This window comes from Pseudanabaena sp. PCC 6802, assembly GCF_000332175.1.
Taxonomy (GTDB): Bacteria; Cyanobacteriota; Cyanobacteriia; order Pseudanabaenales; family Pseudanabaenaceae; genus PCC-6802.
The window spans coordinates 635613-651987 of record NZ_KB235914.1; the positions used below are offsets into that span (position 1 = coordinate 635613).

Annotated in this window: 14 protein-coding genes; 1 reads left to right on the top strand and 13 read right to left on the bottom strand. The window is 47.8% G+C overall.

The window, feature by feature from the left end:
* Window positions 1-35: 35 nt before the first annotated feature.
* The 7 genes from PSE6802_RS30875 to PSE6802_RS0108340 all read right to left on the bottom strand — a co-directional run bounded on the left by PSE6802_RS30875 (window position 36) and on the right by PSE6802_RS0108340 (window position 7346).
* On the bottom strand, window positions 36-2189 hold the full coding sequence (locus PSE6802_RS30875) for a hypothetical protein (protein WP_019499589.1): 2154 nt from the start codon (window positions 2187-2189) through the stop codon (window positions 36-38).
* A 723-nt stretch (window positions 2190-2912) separates the two neighbouring features.
* Window positions 2913-3608 (bottom strand): HupE/UreJ family protein, encoded by a 696-nt coding sequence (locus PSE6802_RS0108315; RefSeq protein ID WP_019499590.1) that lies wholly within the window; start codon window positions 3606-3608, stop codon window positions 2913-2915.
* Window positions 3609-3663: 55 nt separating this feature from the next.
* Complete coding sequence (locus tag PSE6802_RS0108320; protein ID WP_019499591.1) at window positions 3664-4008, bottom strand: nitrile hydratase accessory protein; 345 nt, start codon at window positions 4006-4008, stop codon at window positions 3664-3666.
* A 176-nt stretch (window positions 4009-4184) separates the two neighbouring features.
* Window positions 4185-4793, bottom strand: a complete 609-nt coding sequence (nthA, locus tag PSE6802_RS0108325) for a nitrile hydratase subunit alpha (protein WP_019499592.1) — start codon at window positions 4791-4793, stop codon at window positions 4185-4187.
* Between the two features lie 174 nt (window positions 4794-4967).
* Window positions 4968-5687: a nitrile hydratase subunit beta gene (nthB, locus tag PSE6802_RS0108330; RefSeq protein ID WP_019499593.1), complete on the bottom strand. Its 720-nt coding sequence runs from the start codon at window positions 5685-5687 to the stop codon at window positions 4968-4970.
* A 61-nt stretch (window positions 5688-5748) separates the two neighbouring features.
* A complete protein-coding gene (locus PSE6802_RS0108335) occupies window positions 5749-6258 on the bottom strand; it encodes a DUF1097 domain-containing protein (RefSeq protein WP_019499594.1) in 510 nt (169 codons plus the stop codon).
* 122 nt (window positions 6259-6380) lie between these two features.
* Entirely contained in the window at window positions 6381-7346 is a 966-nt protein-coding gene (locus tag PSE6802_RS0108340; protein ID WP_019499595.1) for a CobW family GTP-binding protein, read from the bottom strand.
* Window positions 7347-7589: 243 nt separating this feature from the next.
* On the opposite strand from PSE6802_RS0108340, the gene typA reads away from it, so the two are divergent.
* Window positions 7590-9380: a translational GTPase TypA gene (gene typA, locus PSE6802_RS0108345; RefSeq protein ID WP_019499596.1), complete on the top strand. Its 1791-nt coding sequence runs from the start codon at window positions 7590-7592 to the stop codon at window positions 9378-9380.
* Between the two features lie 22 nt (window positions 9381-9402).
* On the opposite strand, the gene guaD is transcribed toward typA, so the two are convergent.
* From guaD to PSE6802_RS0108370, 6 genes are all read right to left on the bottom strand, one after another.
* On the bottom strand, window positions 9403-10719 hold the full coding sequence (guaD, locus tag PSE6802_RS0108350) for a guanine deaminase (RefSeq protein ID WP_019499597.1): 1317 nt from the start codon (window positions 10717-10719) through the stop codon (window positions 9403-9405).
* The gene (locus PSE6802_RS33265; RefSeq protein ID WP_156815464.1) at window positions 10716-10874 is read right to left on the bottom strand and encodes a hypothetical protein; all 159 of its coding nucleotides are present in this window, start codon (window positions 10872-10874) and stop codon (window positions 10716-10718) included. The genes guaD and PSE6802_RS33265 overlap by 4 nt, the downstream gene beginning before the upstream one ends.
* A 134-nt stretch (window positions 10875-11008) precedes the next feature.
* Window positions 11009-12742, bottom strand: a complete 1734-nt coding sequence (locus PSE6802_RS0108355) for an NAD(P)/FAD-dependent oxidoreductase (RefSeq protein WP_019499598.1) — start codon at window positions 12740-12742, stop codon at window positions 11009-11011.
* Window positions 12743-12784: 42 nt separating this feature from the next.
* Window positions 12785-13768 (bottom strand): fatty acid desaturase family protein, encoded by a 984-nt coding sequence (locus tag PSE6802_RS0108360; RefSeq protein ID WP_019499599.1) that lies wholly within the window; start codon window positions 13766-13768, stop codon window positions 12785-12787.
* On the bottom strand, window positions 13765-15012 hold the full coding sequence (locus PSE6802_RS0108365) for an alpha/beta fold hydrolase (RefSeq protein WP_019499600.1): 1248 nt from the start codon (window positions 15010-15012) through the stop codon (window positions 13765-13767). The genes PSE6802_RS0108360 and PSE6802_RS0108365 overlap by 4 nt, the downstream gene beginning before the upstream one ends.
* The gene (locus PSE6802_RS0108370) at window positions 15009-16367 is read right to left on the bottom strand and encodes a fatty acid desaturase (RefSeq protein ID WP_019499601.1); all 1359 of its coding nucleotides are present in this window, start codon (window positions 16365-16367) and stop codon (window positions 15009-15011) included. The genes PSE6802_RS0108365 and PSE6802_RS0108370 overlap by 4 nt, the downstream gene beginning before the upstream one ends.
* Between the last annotated feature and the right edge of the window lie 8 nt (window positions 16368-16375).

Sequence of the window (16375 nt, forward strand, 5' to 3'; positions counted from 1 at the left end):
GCAAAAGCTAGGAATTAATAAGGTGGCAACAGCCGCTAGATTACGACTGTTTTGAACGATGATTCATCTAATACACCGCTAGCAGGAAGTTGTAGTGTTGCTAAGACTTCGCTACCAAGCGCAATTTGGGTATTGCTACCAACTTTAGTAATCGTCAGATCTTTAAAGGTGGTGTTACCAATCAGACCAATGAAGTCCTCGCCGATCTTGAAGTCTAAGATCGCGTCCGTACCATCACCGGCACCGATGGCAAAAACATCTGCACCCCTACCGCCAAAAAGGACATCTTTGCCTTTGCCACCATAGAGCAGATCGTCACCTCTGGAGCCGTAAAGTGTATCATCTCCATCGTTGCCAAAGAGACGATCGTCACCACGCTGTCCGTCAATAAAATCATTGCCAGCTCCACCATAGAGAATATCATTATCCTCATCAGAACTGCCAAAGCCAGAACCACCAAAAACAATATCATCTCCGCCACCGGCGAAGACAATATCGTTGCCTCGTCCGGCAATAATGGTATCCTTACCACCAGTCGCACCCTGGATGGTCAGGTCGCCCCATATAGTATTATCAGAACGATTGCCAAATAGGAAATCGCTGCCATCATTACCGCCAATTACTCCGGAATTTTTGGTAGGAAGCGCCAGGAGTAGCTGACCGCCTTCTGCTTGACCGCCAGCGAGAGCATTACCGTCGTCGGTACTTGGCGTAATACCGTGAGCCTGAACGTCGAACAGATATCCACTGTTGCCCGAACTCGTACCCGGTACTTCGACAATACCAGAGGTTTCCCATCCACCCGTACCATTATCAAACTGCTCGCCGTAAGCAAATTGATCGATCTCTCCGATAAATTCAACGCGATCGTTACCGTTTTTACCTTCGTTAGCAGCAATGTTGTACTTGATGATGCGACCATCGCGCTTCTCTAGATCCATCTGCTGACCGCCGAAAGCAGTTTCATCTTCCATAATCAGGACATTGCCAGATTTATCGGCCACGACGTTGTCATAACTGACACCCTTTCCAGGGCCACCCACCAGCATCAGTTCAAAGTTATTGATACTCGCAGTAGGATCGGAAGCGTTTAAACTAAAGCGATAGAGTCTGCCATAGGGATTCTCAGCCGCGTCTGGAGTGGCGACATCAGGATCGGAAGGTTTCCCAAGTGGTTTTTTAGTCCCGGTAGTTACAAAATAGAAAGTTCCAGGTTTATTTGGGTCTTCCGTAATATCTTCAATCCGTTGAAAGTTTGTAGACTTGCCCGCACCATTCACGAAAGTAGAGAGATCGGCTCCGGTTGCTTTTGGAGTTCCATCAGAATTGAAGACTGCTGATTTATCAACTTTTGTCCAGGTTGCTGCTTTCTTGCTTCCTTCAGTTACTTGCCCTTCAAAATCAGCACCATCAACTTTAAGGACGTACAAATCTCCGTTTTTAAAGCCATTGGGATCTTCGGTTGTTTGTTGCCCTACCCACATGTAAAGCTCGCCATCAGCATTATCTTCTGGCGAGATCAAAACAGTTTTGGTGGAGTTAGTGGCACGATATTGGGAAGCTGCCAGTACATTTTCTTTAGCATATCGACCCAAGCCATCCAAACCTAAGGCTTTTCCATCGGATGAGGTTACTGCCCAACCCCGACTGGAAGCACTAGACTCTTCGGGCGCAAACCAAATGGGAGTTTCCTTACCACTGCGATCGACAAAACCATTTGCAGCTAAGTAACCGGAGCAAAAGCGACCGAAGGCGCTCAATACCTTGCCGCTGGAATCCTTGTACTGTCCTGTTGTGGTATCTAATTTAAAATTGGAATTATCAGATTCAGCGGAATCAATCAGGTTTTTCCCACCAACAATTTCCCACTCTTTGTTAAACTTCAGGAGTGAAACTCGCGCTCCGGTAATTTTCCCACCTGTGAGATCGGTTGTTGATGTCGAACCTAATTCGTGATTGACAAAAACGTAGTAGAAGCCATTAATTTCAGTAATGCCAGTACCATCAGGAATACCACTGAATGTATATGTTTTACTGCTGCTGGCTGTCTCATTACCTAGCGCACCTTCTAGAAGAGGAATTTTGTCGCCAGTCGAAAGTAAAGGGATGATGTTGTAATCAGAACCGCCAGGAATGTTAACAAAGTACGGCGGCTGCGATGTCCGCTCGATCGCTGGATCGTTGGTCATTATTTTGAGTGACTCCTAAGTCTTAACAGTTAATTTAGGCAGCACATTCTGAGGGTAAAGGAGTGAAATATCCTTAAACTTAGAGTGTGAAGGATGCGAAAATTCGTGCCATTCAAGAGAATCGCATCTGAAGGTTAAGCCTACGTTGTGTTACTGTTAAAAAATGAAGCAGGTTTCGTAAAATTAAGATCGCAAAAAGCGGTGAAAAATAAAAAAAGGCTAAAAATTTTAGCCTGCATTATTCATGACAATTTACAAAAAATCCTCAGAATGCCTATAGAGCAAGCAATCTGACGATTTACCCAAAATGCAATCTGTTTTTTGAATGCATTTGCGTAATACCAAATCCTGGTTTGCTAACCTCTTTTTCCTTGAAGTCCGCGCAGGCGGACTTTGCTCGTATAGCAGCGACTTCCAGTCGCCAGGCAATCTTAGGTGTATAGCGGTTTTCACTTGAGAACGGGTTTTATTTTTGGGGTGAAGGGGTTCCACCCCTTCACCCCGTTCGAGCTGTCGTGTTTACCGTTCAAATTGGTATTATTTACTAACTGATGTTACGCGGAATCCTCATCTCTTTTAACCTGCACGCATCTTTACACATAAGGGTCGCAGGGGCACAGCCCCCGCTCTGGTTTTCTTCCCCTCTCCCTGAGGGAGAGGGGCCAGGGGTGAGGGTTTCAGGATCTTCCGCGTAAGGTGAGTTACTAAAAGGTCATTGGCTCGTTAACCTTTTGGTACTGGCAGAATGGCATTAATCAGTTGCGACGAGAAAAAAGCAGCGCCAATGCCACAGATCACTAAACCAGCCGATCGCAAGTTAGCAGGCAGCTTTTGGACTTCCTTGTCTCGAAATAGTCTTTTAGCGATCGCAAACGCACTCGCAGCCACTGCCATTTGAATCACCGTAAACCCAATCAAGTAGGCGATTAGGGGAGTCGTCTCCGCCCCAAAGATCGATTCACCATAGGCATAGCCGTGAAATATACCCGCGATCGCTGCTAAGAGCGCGATCGCAAACGTGTTGGGACTATCTTGACTTACCAGCAGGATACCGAATAGCAAAATCGATCCCGAGACAAACAATTCGGCTCCTGGCAACCCGAAGCCAAGCATATGGAAGCCAGTGCCCAGCATGGCAGACAAAATAAACGCACCTGGAATCAGAATGCCCTGCCGCTTAATGGCGGCTAGTAAACCAACCGCAACAATGAAAGCAAAGTGATCGGGGCCGATGAGCGGATGCGCTAACCCGGACAGAAAGCCTTCCAAGAAGTTACTCGGCATTTTGTTGCCCATGGCGTGGTGAGCCATTGCAGGAGAAGCGGACAGAAGTAAGAAAACACTCGCAACGATTGACAGAAGCTTTGTCCGCCAAAATCTTTGACCGAGATCGAGTAATGAAAATTGCTGTTGATGCATGAATTAAACCCTCACAAAGAAGAACACAATTGGGGCGATCGATAGTTTAGACCATCTACTCTGCTTGCGCTAAAATCTCGGCAGTGCGCCGGTCTAGTTCTACCGGATCGAGCAGGTTAGACTCTAGAGTTAGCCGCTCCAAAGCCAGCAACCAGCGCTGGTAGTAGTCCCAACTAGGATCGTCCTTACAATGGGTTGCTTCCCATTCGGCAATCGATGCAATCAGTCCCTGGCGAAAGTCTTCCCACTCATAGTGACCTTTTTTAGAGAGCGCGATCGCCATACCAAAAGCACGTCCCTCCCAAGGTCTTTGAAATAAAATCTCTCCATTGCTGCGAGGAGGGGCATTTTCATCCACCAGCATACTAGCTGCTGCAAACTGCTCGAACTTAACCTGCATACTTATACCTCACTGAACTACACGTATAGCTATAGCCGATAGGCTTAGGACGGGGTGCAGGGGTTACACACGGCAGTGGCTCTAGCGGGGAACCCCCAAGACTGCCCTGCCTCCCCTGCGTGGGGGCGCAGCCCCCACACCCCCTGTCCTAACAGATCTGTCTACGGCTATAAAATCTATGCTGGTACGACAACTTTTGCCGCGCCTTGCATTGCTTCTGGCGTGACGATCGCGGCTAACTGCTCTTCCGTCCAGCCCTCTGTTCCTACCGGGCGTTCTGGCAGGACAAACCAGCGAATCTGAGCGCTCGTATCCCAGACATCTACGCGAGTTGAGGCGGGGATGTCTAGCCCAAACTCCTGCAAAACTTTGCGGGGTTCCCGAATCGCTCTAGCGCGAAATGTTGGATCTTTGAACCAGTAGGGCGGCAATCCTAACACTGGCCACGGGTAGCACGAGCACATAGTACAAACAATTAAGTTATGCACCGCTGGGGTGTTTTCTACCGCTTTCATGTGTTCCCCTTCGGCACCTGCCATACCGCGTGGGAAATTCATTTCCGCGATCGCCGATGGCGTATCTTCCAACAACCGTTGCTTAAATGCCGGGTCAACCCATGCTTTAGCCACAATCTTGGCACCGTTAAACGGCCCCATGTCCTGCTCAAAAAACTCGATCACCTTATCGACAGTTTCGCTTGTAATAATTCCTTTCTCGATCAACAGCGACTCCAACGCTCGCACGCGAGCAGCACTATAGGTTTCGCGATCGATATTCTCAGTCATAACGCCATTTCCTCAATGCATCAAATCCATTTCTATCTAGTCCTATGAAATCCTATAGCGGTTTTTAAATTGGAAAGAGCAGGGAGTTTGGGGGCAATGTCCCCAAGAAGGGGTGGAACCCCTTCACCCCGTCAATAAAACCCGTTCTCAATTGAAAAACCCTATATCAAGCAGTCAAGCAGGATCTTCTAAATACGCTTCAAAGATCTGCACGTAAATCCACGTCTTTGGCTCGGTCAGGTCACCCCAAATCTCGTGCGAATCAAATTTAACGTTGTAAATCGGCATCGGATTGCCTATCCCATCGCCAGTGGGGAAATAGTAGTTGTAAACCCCCTTGTAGACCTCATCAATTACACCTTTCTTGGTGCGCAGATACCCTGGCAGTTTACAATGGTCTACAGGAGGCGGATTTCGCACTGTCACCACATCCCCCAATTTAAATTTGGGCTGAACCTCCACATCGCATTTGGGAGAGTCTCCTACCCGCAAATATTCCATTACCTGTGCGTCGATCGCGGGTTCTTTCCCTTGAGATAAAGGAGCTTCTAGATTTTCCAAATAGGTAGCCGTTTTTGAGTCCAGTTCTTCTTTAGAGACATATCCCGACTCCACAAAAAATCCAGAAATACCTCCCAGCCACTTCTCGTAATAGCGATATTTGAAGTAGTCAAATGGGTTCATACCTTCAGCACCCTTGCGCAGATGCCCCCACGTCCAAAAACTTTTAAACTTAGTCGGCACCGTTTTGACAGCTTCCAAATGATTGCTTAAAGCCATCATAGCGACGTGGATGCCAAAGATGCGCTCTTCCCAAGGCTGTACGAAGACGCGCTTCTCAAACCACGATGGTTCCAACCCTTCAATGCCACCAATGTAGTGCTGTAGTTTCATTTACTAACCTCGCTAAACTGTAGAATTAAGAATGTGAGTTAAGGGAGTATGGAGATCGCGCCTAGACGCGCTCCCCTATAGATGTACTTTCGCTTGTCATCGCATCGCCCCAAACTTCTGACAGATAGCCAAACACGCCACCTAAAATCATGGCGGCAGCAGCCACCAGCGCTGGATTTTCTAAACCAGGAGTTGCGATCGCTTTGCCAGTCGCCACTGTCGTACCGACAGTAGAGGCAAATCCCCAAACAATCGCAGGAGTTGCGGCGAGTAGGGGAACTTTAGAAGCTTGCACCATTGCTGCACTACCAACCCCAACGCAGATAGCCGCCACGATCGGATTAGCATTCAACATCGCGATCGCTAATAGCGTCAGAGATGCCAGCATAACGCCTGTCAGGTTGGAGGCAATACTTTGTTTTAAACCTGCCGACTTTCCACCCAAAATAAAGAAGGAAGCCCAGGCAATAAACGTAACCCAAACGGGTACGAGAATCCAGGTTGCGGTTACATAGGTATCAATTGCGCCCAATACACCAATACTGACACTGTAAGCATCTAATTTCTTCATCAAGGTAGCTCCTTGTCAATTCTTGACCTTAAACGATTAAAACTGATACAGCAGTATGATCTGAATCCAAGTAGGAGTGAGGCTGCGTCACGCGCGGGGATTCTACCCGCGCACCCCTTCATCTAAACCAAACAGGACTGAAAACCCTTTCTGAGACTAGCTTCGTGCAGATCGCGCCCGATAAACACCATCTCATTCTTGCGATTTTCATTGGGTTTCCAGGGTTTTCCCGGTCTCCCATCTAACATCATGTGAACGCCCTGCAACACAAACCGCCGATCTTCATCATCTACGTTTAAAATCCCTTTCATCCGGAAAATATTTTGTCCTTGTGCCTGTACCAATTGATTGAGCCAGGTTTCCAGCTTATCGCCATTCACGCAACCTGGTTCTGCGATCGCCACAGAAGAGACAGTCTCATCGTGTTCGTGAGCATCCTCACTCAAGAATTCAGGATCGATCGATAGCGCGTTCTTGAGATCGAAGGCTTTAACTCCCAAAATTGAGTCTATCCCTAGCTCGCAATTTTGCGTGCGGTATATCTTGGCAATGGCATTTGCGGCGCGAATCCGCTTCTCTAGAGCGTCAGCTTCCTCCGGCAAAACCAGATCCATCTTGTTGAGCAAGATCGCATCTGCAAACGCAATCTGTTCCTGAGCTTCGCTACTATCCCAATGATCTAAAATGTGCTTGACATCAACCACTGTGACAACAGCATCTAGCTCTGTCCTGGCATGCATGACCTCATCGACAAAGAAGGATTGAATCACTGGAGCGGGATCTGCTAAACCTGTTGTTTCAATAACAAGACGATCGAACTTCTCTCGCTTCTCTAAAAGATTGCCAACGATTCGGATTAGATCGCCTCTCACCGTGCAGCAAATACAGCCATTGTTCATCTCTAGAATTTCTTCATCTGCATTCATCACAAGCTGGCTATCGATGCCGATTTCACCAAACTCATTGACAAGCACAGCCACCTTTCTATCGTGTTCGTAAGTTAGAATACGATTCAATAATGTAGTTTTTCCAGAACCCAGGTAGCCTGTAATTACAGTGACAGGAACAGGAGAATTTGTGGCAATCATAGCAAGAAGCTGCGAAAAAGAACTATATCTCTAGCCGATGGACTTTTCGCGGAATATTTGGTATTTATCGCACTAATTCACTGAAAAGAATGTAGTCCTTGAGACAAATACGTGGCGATCGCATCTGTATCGCGACGGGCTGAAATTTAACCTGCTTAATTTTTAAGAAATGTCAAGAATTTGCGTGAAGGTGCGGCATAATAGTAAAGAAATACTAAAAAAATAAACAATCGGCATATTACTATGTCTCTTCCTATTCGCAATGTTGCCATCATCGCTCACGTCGACCATGGTAAAACCACTCTCGTAGATGCTTTGTTGCAGCAAGCTGGTGCCTTTCGCCAAGGCGAAGCTGTCGTGGAATGCGTGATGGACTCTAACGAACTAGAGCGCGAGCGCGGCATTACTATCCTGGCAAAAAACACCGCAGTTAAATACAAAGATACGTCGATCAACATTGTCGATACCCCCGGTCACGCTGACTTCGGCGGTGAGGTAGAACGCGTATTAGGTATGGTAGAGGGCTGTCTGCTGATCGTAGACGCGAATGAAGGCCCGATGCCCCAAACCAGATTTGTGCTAAAAAAGGCGCTGGAAAAAGGTTTGCGCCCGATCGTGCTGGTAAATAAGATCGATCGCCCCTCTGCGGAACCTTATAAAGCGATCGATAAAGTATTGGATCTGTTCCTGGAGCTAGGAGCGGATGAGGATCAGTGCGATTTCCCCTACTTGTTTGCCTCTGGTCTGGCTGGCTTTGCCAAAAACGACCTCGACGACGACAGTAACGACATGGTGCCGCTGTTTGAAGCGATTTTGCGCCACGTACCGCCGCCTGTAGGCGATGCCAACAAGCCATTGCAGCTACAGGTCACGACCCTGGACTATTCCGAGTACCTCGGTCGCATTGTCATCGGTAAAATTCACAACGGAGTGATTAAAGCCAACCAGCAAGCTGCGCTAGTTACAGAAACTGGAGCGATCGTCAAAGCTAAAATTTCTAAGCTATTTGGCTTTGATGGTCTGAAGCGGATCGAACTAGAGGAAGCATCGGCTGGTAATATCGTGGCGGTGGCGGGGTTTGCCAATGCCAATATTGGCGAGACCATTACCGATCCCAACGATCCACAGGCTTTGCCTTTGATTAAGGTAGACGAACCCACACTGCAAATGACTTTCTGCGTAAATGACTCGCCATTTGCTGGGCAGGAAGGTAAATTTGTGACTTCGCGGCAGTTGCGCGATCGCCTGATGCGAGAACTGGAAACCAACGTTGCTCTGCGGGTTGAGGAAACGGATTCTCCCGATAAGTTTGCCGTATCCGGTCGGGGCGAGCTACACCTGGGTATTTTGATCGAAACCATGCGCCGCGAGGGTTATGAGTTTCAGGTGTCACAGCCACAGGTAATTTATCGCGAGGTTAGCGGTCAGCCCTGCGAACCATTCGAGTGCTTGGTACTGGACGTACCTGAAGATGCTGTAGGTGGCTGTATCGAGCGACTGGGGCAACGCCGCGCCGAGATGCAGGATATGCAAGTTAGTAACAATGGGCGTACGCAATTAGAGTTTGTCATCCCCGCTCGCGGTCTGGTGGGCTTTAGGGGCGAGTTTATGCGCCTTACCCGTGGCGATGGCATTATGAACCATAGCTTTTTAGACTACCGACCGTTGGCAGGGGAAGTGGAGTCGAGGCGTAATGGTGTCTTGATCTCGTTTGAAGAGGGCGATGCGACGTTCTACGCCATGAAGAACTGCGAAGATCGGGGTATCTTTTTCATTACCCCCGGTACCAGAGTTTACAAGGGCATGATCTTAGGCGAGCACAACCGTCCTCAAGATCTCGATCTGAATGTTTGCAAAACTAAGCAGCTTACTAACCACCGTGCTTCTGGCGGCGAGGAACTGGTACAGCTCCAAGCTCCAGTAGAGATGAATCTGGAACGCGCTCTGGAATATATTGGCCCCGACGAACTTGTGGAAGTAACTCCCCAGTCGGTACGTTTGCGCAAGCTCAGCAAGAAACTAGTGCGAAGGTAGGGAAGCTTTTAGCGAGCAGCTTTTAAAAAAGCTGCTCGCTAACTCGCGTGCCAGCAACATAGGTAGCAGCGATCGCGCGATCGTCGCCCAAGATCGTGGTGGCGAAAATTTGTTCGGACAGCGTTTCTAAGGTCTGGGGAATACCGCCGCGATTGCGGAGTGCCATCAGGGGGGTGGCCTGCATATCCAGAACTACGAAATCCGCTTCTTTGCCAATCTCAAAGTTGCCCAGCTTATCTGCCAAAGTCAGTGCTTTTGCCGCGCCAAGGGTAGCCAGATAAAAAGCCTGGAACGGTGAGAGACTTTCCCCTTGCAATTGCGCCACTTTATAGGCATCGCACATCGTCTGGAGCATAGAGAAACTAGTGCCAGCACCGACATCCGTTGCCAGACCGACTGGGATAGGACGATCGACCGATTTGGCTTTACCAAGTTTAAACAGCCCGCTGCCCAAAAATAGATTGGAAGTGGGACAAAAGGCGATCGCCGCACCCACCTCAGCCAGCCGCTCGAAGGCGGAATCATCTAGATGGATGCAATGGGCGAAAATCGAGCGATCGCCTACCAGTCCAAATTGCTCGTAGACATTGAGATAGTCTTTGCTGTGGGGGAAAAGTTCTGCGGTGAGTTCGATCTCTTTGAGATTCTCAGAGAGATGCGTATGCACGTAGACATCAGGAAATTCTGCCTTTAGTTTCCCAGCTAGCGCTAGTTCCTCATCTGTGGATGTAATCGCAAAGCGCGGCGTAATTGCATACAGCAATCTGCCATTGCCATGCCATTTTTGAATTTGTGCTTTCGTCTGCGCGTACGCAGTTTTCGCATCATTAATCAGGAAATCGGGAGCATTGCGTGTCATCAACATTTGCCCTGCCACGATCCGCATATGCCGCCGTTGTGCTTCCTCAAACAGTACCTCCACAGACTGTGGAAAGATTGTAGTCAGCACTACCGCTGTCGTCGTGCCATTACGCAGCAACTCATCCAGGAAAAAAGAGGCAATCTCTCGTGCATAATTCTTGTCGCGAAACTTGGCTTCGGTGGGAAAGATGTATTTGTTCAGCCATGCCAATAATTGCTCGCCGTAAGCACCGATCGCTTCGGTTTGAGGATAGTGAACGTGCAGATCGATAAATCCAGGCAGAATCAATTTTCCCTGATAAGAAACCACCTCCAATTCAGCATACTTAGCTCCCAACGTTTCAAACGCGCCAAAATCTTTTACCATGCCATCCTCAATGACTAGCAAGCCATCCGGTAAGTAACGGACGCTTTCTGATTCCGGCACAAAGAAAGGATCGCCAACAAAATCGAGAAATGCAGCACGGATCGCCTTCATAAATATTGCTCCTGTTTGAGGGTATTCTGGCGATCGCTTTGATATAGCAAATACTGAGGCATTGACTTAAAGTATGATGTAGGCAATAGATATAGAATAATTATTGCTCCGGCAACCTGAGATATTACAGGAGATACGGTTGTTTCAGGGGTCACTACCTAAAAAATGCAGGCTGTATTATTGCCGGAGCAATAAAATTTGTCAACCTCGCGCTAATTTGTAGGGTTTCATATCAGATGTTAACCTATAGCTTTAACGAGAGGTGTTGTATTACTAAAGCTCCAGATGTTTACGGTAGTAGCGCTTGTATTGAAGAGAGATGGTCTTGTTTGGCAGCACTGGCACAATCGAAACAAAGGGGCGGGTCGATTGTTTGGAATAGAGATTTAAATTTCAGACGAAATAGATACTTTACAGCTAACATACGCACCAGATCCAGGAGTAAAGGTCGAATTTGAGGAACCTGTTGTTGCCACCCCAATCGTTTCATCAATTTAAACCGCATCTTCAAACGCCAGAGAAAATATCTCGACAATTGTTGTGGAATTGAATGAATCGGGCGATCGAAGCGGCGATTGATAATCTGGTCGAAGTCAAAGGTTTGCTCGAAGTGCCTGGACTCAGCCGCTCCAATTTGCGTTGAAGCATCTCTAAATAGATCCCAGGCAGCACGTTCGCTTTTTTCTCCACCCTGCAAAAGTCCCATCAGACCGTCGGCTCCCTGGGGATTGGTGAGAAACCCACACCACCAGAGCGGTAAAATTGCGTTCCACCAGCCGTTTAAATTCCAATATCGACGCAGATGAGCGGAAAATGGGTCGTGCATGGTGACATATTGATCGGTAATATCAACTTGCCGTCTTGCGGTAATTTGACACCAAAGCGAAGAGAGTGCTTCCACATCATCCATTGCTAGCGTATTAGCTAGGTCTCGTCGCACGATCTCGGTTATCTGTTGAATTTGCAACGCGGTCATGGCCAGCCCAGTGCTATAGAGTGGATCGACGGTGCGAGCGGCATTGCCAACCAAGAACCAACCATTAGCAGAATAGACTCGATCTGCACTGTACAGATAGTTACGATAACTGTGCATATCTAAGATCTGACCGCTCCTAACCATTGCTGCAACGGCAGGATGTTCGGATTCTACGGCAGCAAGAAAATGCTCTAGAGTTTGCATAGGGCGATCGTACAAATCCGGTCGATAGGTTATCCCAACACTAATCAGATTTCTGCGATCGCTGCTTTGAAGTGGAATGCACCAAATCCAGTTAGCATGTCCCATGAAATGATGGGTAGAGTGCAAGAGGTCGTATTCATGGGGTCGCCGCATTGACAGTTCTAACTGCGGTAAAAACTCGTTAAAGTCAGCTAGCCGAAACCAGAACGCACTGCGCTGTCCTGTTTCAGGGTGGTTGTAGGTGGCGACTTTTTTGCCAATAATCCGATGGTGTCCCGTCGCATCGACGATCCATCGCGCCGATAGCTGAACGCATTCTCCGGTTGCGGTCTTCACGATCGCTTGATGATGATTTTTGCCATCACCGATGTTGACTTCCTTCACTTTTCCGTCCAGAAACTGAACGCCCATCTGAACTGCATGGTGATATAGATCGCGATCGAAGATCGGTCGGTTGAGCTGCCGAGAGTGATAGTAAAGAGATTCACCGGGGGCATGAACAGAATAACGATAGTCGTTGGGATCGTCAATCCGCAGCTTATGATAAAACGTGAGCCCATTTTTGCGATCGTGGGTGCGATCGAGATAATCCTTCAACCCAATTTCCCAGAAAAAGTGAATGCTAATTTCTGTCAGAGATTCACCAACATAAGCGCGCTTCTCCTGTTCTGGTCGAGGCCCGATCGCAAGAATATTCAGGTGAGGTAGCTTTAGTTTGAGATAGCAGGATGTCATCAATCCACTGATACTCGATCCAACGACGATAACATCTGCCTTTATCTGTGAAATTTGAGAAACCTGAGATGAGGTTTCTGTCTCATTTTCAATCTCGTACTTCAACATCGAACGTTCTCCTTTTATATTGCAAAAGTTGCGATCGCTCCATTAAACAACTAATTCTTTTAAAGTTTGCCAGTAGGTGCGAGTCACATGAGCCTGTTGACGGAAGTTTTCATCTTTCATCAGTTCAGCGTGAAGATTTGGGAGGCGATAGAAGGGAATATGAGGATAGAGGTGATGTTCGAGGTGGTAGCTAATGTGACGGGGAACGATAAAGAGTCGGTCGAACCAGGATGGCAGCGTGGTTCGGGTTAAGCAGTAAAACTCATCGGAATTGGTAATGGCACTGTGTTCTCCTGCTATTCGCAGCAGATTGGTAAAAACGAACCAGGTGGAGAGAGGGACGAACCAGTACAACAATAAAATTTGACCGCCATGAAACCAGAGAATCAGGCCGAGGATGCTGGTATAGTAGAGCAGGTTCAATAATCGATAACGTAGTGTCCCTTTGGTGAAGAGGCGATGTATGGATCTCAGGATGTAAATGATGCCTGCAATGCCAGAGAGTCGCGGCAATACCCAAAGTGCAAAGTGGATTTTGGATTTTGGGAAATTCCAACTGGGTATTAATTCACCATCTGGTGTATGCGTGCCGTATTGGGCGCGATTCCCATCTTTGGTAGTACCAATATGACGATGGTGCAGAAAATGATACTCGCGGAAGTATTGATTGGAAAGCAGAATCGGCCATGCCAGGAATACCTCGGCAACAAGATCGTTCCATTTTTTGTTAGGCAAAAGTCGGAAGTGAGCGGCATCGTGTTGCAGCACCGCTAGAGCGTGTTGTCGTCCTCCAACGAACGGGATGGCGATCGCGTAAAGAAGTGGATTCCAGAAAAAATGACAAAGAGCGATCGCGCCAAAAATAGCCAGCCATTCTGAAGCGATCGCCGCTACAGTTTTCCCAACATCAATTCGAGCCAACTCCCGCAGAATCGCTCCAGGCAGTCGCACTGTCAGGGTGCCAGCATAGATGTCGTCTCCAAACTCGGGTAGAGGTGTCGCGTGGGTTGCAGGTTGAGTAATCATAATGGGTTTAGAGCTTTGACTAAACGATCTGTAAATAATTCGGGGTTTTCTAGGGGAATAAAGTGGCCGGTATCGAAGAATTCTAGAGCGACCGAGGGAGCATTTGGGAAAAACTCTTGAGCCTGCATTGGGCGATCGCAGCCAGGGATAAAAGTTCCCCAAGGTTCATATCCATCCCCAAGACCAATGCCATTGCGATCGAAAGCCCGAGATAGGAGCGTTTTGGTGCCGTTGAACGAACGGACGACTTTAAAGGCCATACCCGTCGTACCATCAAATCGCTCGGGAGGCATGGCAATATCGTGAATCCCCTGAAATAGAAATACAGGAAAGGCGTAATTTTGGTAGGCTTGCAGATTATTTTGAACGAACTGTCCGTAATCGCGATTGTGCTGGTAGAGTCCTGCCCAAGCCCCAGCAAAAATGCCGGGCTTGCCTGTTCTCGGCCCCCACTGGAAGGCATGGGATGCCTCTAGAACCGCAGAGGCTAGAACAGAATCTGGTAGAGGTTGCTTTGTCCTTTTCATTTGTCGATCCAGAACAGACCACCCAGTTCTCCCGTAAAGGATGCGCAATAAGATGCTGGGATCTGACTCCAACATCGCCGCGAACATCCTGGCTCCTCTCTTTCTGCGTAAGATTGCCCCTTGCGGGATCGACGATCTAAAGTGTCCGACTAAAGGTTGCTGACAGCGAATATAGCGCAGAATGCGATCGCTGTATTTACCAGCGAGAATATCACTAATGATGGTTCCCAGATCGAGCGCGACTAAATTGAACTGCTTGATGCCAAGCGTTTCTAATGCCGTCACGATCTCATCGGCTTGCATTTCCAAGCTATAGTCACCACCTGGATCGTTGACTTCAGGGAATAGGTTCCGAGGATAATTCATCGACGACTGACCGCATCCTTTGAGATCGAAGGCGATCGCGTAGTAGCGATCGCTGAGAAATTCAAGCTGGTGCTGCCACAACCGCCAGGTATCCATCAGTCCGTGCAGGAAAACGATACATTCTCGTTCCCGATCGGCTGACTCAACATAGTGAAATTTCACATCAGTAAGCTTGCCGCTAATCGTCTTTTCTATCCTGATGTACCTGTGAACGAGCGAACCACAGCAGCCGAAGGCATTCGGAACGAAATCGCCCTCAGCGTTGGCGATCGCCTGAAGGGATTTTCGATTTATGAAGCTGAGAATCCAGCGACTGATGATATATAAAATCGCGATCGCAAATAATTTCATGGTGCATGTTTCGCCAAATAATCTTTACGATATTGATAGCGGCGATAAACCCACCGGAAGTACGTGTTGGGATTGGATGCCTGACGATAGCGTTCTTCCAGATTGAGGCGATCCCAAAAGGCAACAACGTTAGCATAGCGTTCGGCTTTCGTAGATGACCGTAGAACTCGATAATCTACCAGTAAGAGTTCGAGCATGTTTGGCGGAAACGGCGCGCCCGCAACTGTAATCATTGCAGCTACTAATGCCAGAATGGAAAGGAAAAAGGTGACAATGTAGTCGAATAGATTTGGCGGCGGTAGTCGATCTAGCAAATTCTTATGCATGACCATACTCAACACCGAATTGTAGCGGACATTTGTATAGCGCTCCAGAATGTGCCGATTGAGCCGCTGATAATCCTGGTTAATTAAATCCAGAGGTACTTGGGGATAGGCATGATGAATGCCGTGATTGATAATCCCACCATTACCCAGCACGCTATATAACCACAAAGGCACTTTAAATAATCCCTGACAAGTGCGATAGTCAAAAATGCCATTGCTCTCAAAACTATTGCGGCGATCGATGCCAGAGTGAACGATGACCGCACTCAAAATTTGCACGCCAGCTAAAACATTGAGCGGAATCAGGTGAAAAGCTAACAGGAAATAGGAACCATGAAACAGTTCCGTAACTAAAGCTGCTATATACGCGTAGAATCCAATGATTTCGATCGCTAACTTCCGTCGATTAATCATTTCCTGCTGGCAAAACTGCCGATCGCGCAGAAATTTGAGCAAAATCCAGGGACGCACGAAATAGTTGACGGGGATCTGGTCGAACGTCAGCCAAACCTCGGAAAAGATCCGCGAGACGTTGCCAATATCGTTATAGTGGGCGGCACAGTGGCGACGCTTAAACAAGGCGGGAGAAATTCCCGTGAGCGGCAACCCAAAGCGATCGACGCTCGTATCTATCCAGCCAACTCCTGTGAGATTGCTGGGAGAATGCGCCCGCATGTGCATGACTTCTCCCTTTTGCACGACAAATAGAGCGGCAATAAATAAAGGAATTCCCCACCCAAAGGCGTATTGGGGAAAGTTTGCGTGCAGGTAAAGATAGCAAACTAATAGAGCGAGGTATCCTGCGATAAACTGAGCTAGATCTTTGCGCTCGATCGCTTGGAAATCTTTGCGAGAATAACGACTGTGGATGTCTTTTTTGAACCATTTCATGAAGTCCATGAATTGCTCGTCAAACATCTCTTGCTTGTTGAGACGTTGGTGCGATTGAAAGTCTTGATAGTCGTCAAAATCCTTGTAGACAGAAGGCTGTTTAGGCTCAGATAGTTTAGACTCAGATAGTTTAGACATTAGTATGC